Source organism: Abiotrophia sp. HMSC24B09, from assembly GCF_001815865.1.
Lineage (GTDB): Bacteria > Bacillota > Bacilli > Lactobacillales > Aerococcaceae > Abiotrophia.
The window spans coordinates 1-1357 of record NZ_KV822188.1; the positions used below are offsets into that span (position 1 = coordinate 1).

Consider the following 1357-nt stretch of genomic DNA (forward strand, 5'->3'; position numbering starts at 1 on the left):
GTTGTAGCCTGTGATTTCTTTCTTCTCAGTAGCATAACTTGCATCCACTTCACCTTCTAAGGTGACTGGATCTGCCAATTTAGCATCTTGCTCGTCTACGTAAGTCACATTCACTGTTCCACGTGGTTTCGGAATAGCTTGGTAGATGTACTTAACATTCTGAACTTCGGACTTGAAGGTACCTGTTTCTGGGCCCTCTACTCGTAGGAAGTTGTAACCTGTGATTTCTTTCTTCTCAGTTGTATAACTTGCATCCACTTCACCTTCTAAGGTAACGGGATCTGCCAATTTAGCATCTTGCTCGTCTACGTATGTCACATTTACTGTTCCGCGTGGTTTTGGAATTGCTTGGTAGATATACTTGACGTTTTGGGCTTCTACTTTGAAAGTACCTGTCTCTGGGCCTTCCACTCGCAAGAAGTTGTAGCCTGTGATTTCTTTCTTCTCAGTTGCGTAGGCGGTATCCACTTCACCTTCTAAGGTAACTGGATCTGCCAACTGAGCATCTTGCTCGTCCACGTAAGTGACATTAACTGTTCCGCGTGGTTTTGGAATGGCTTGGTAGATATACTTGACGTTTTGGGCTTCTACTTTGAAAGTACCTGTCTCTGGGCCTTCCACTCGCAAGAAGTTGTAGCCTGTGATTTCTTTCTTCTCAGTTGTATAAGTTGCATCCACTTCACCTTCTAAAGTGACTGGATCTGCCAATTTTGCGTCTTGCTCGTCCACGTAAGTGACATTCACCGTTCCACGTGGTTTCGGAATAGCTTGGTAAATATATTTCACGTTTTGGACTTCTGCTTTGAAAGCACCTGTCCCTGGCCCTTCCACTCGTAGGAAGTTGTAGCCTGTGATTTCTTTCTTCTCAGTTGTATAACTTGCATCCACTTCACCTTCTAAGGTAACGGGATCTGCCAATTTAGCATCTTGCTCGTCTACGTATGTCACATTTACTGTTCCGCGTGGTTTTGGAATTGCTTGGTAGATATACTTGACGTTTTGGGCTTCTACTTTGAAAGTACCTGTCTCTGGGCCTTCCACTCGCAAGAAGTTGTAGCCTGTGATTTCTTTCTTCTCAGTTGCGTAGGCGGTATCCACTTCACCTTCTAAGGTAACTGGATCTGCCAACTGAGCATCTTGCTCGTCCACGTAAGTGACATTAACTGTTCCGCGTGGTTTTGGAATGGCTTGGTAGATATACTTGACGTTTTGGGCTTCTACTTTGAAAGTACCTGTCTCTGGGCCTTCCACTCGCAAGAAGTTGTAGCCTGTGATTTCTTTCTTCTCAGTTGTATAGGCCGTATCCACTTCGCCTTCTAAAGTGACCGGATCTGCCAATTTGGCGTCTTGCTCGTCC

At 45.0% G+C, this 1357-nt stretch carries 1 protein-coding gene; it reads right to left on the reverse strand.

Annotated features, from left to right (window positions below; translation table 11 throughout):
- The coding region (locus HMPREF3093_RS00670; protein WP_180363241.1) for a MucBP domain-containing protein at positions 1-1357 on the reverse strand (1357 nt) is incomplete at both ends.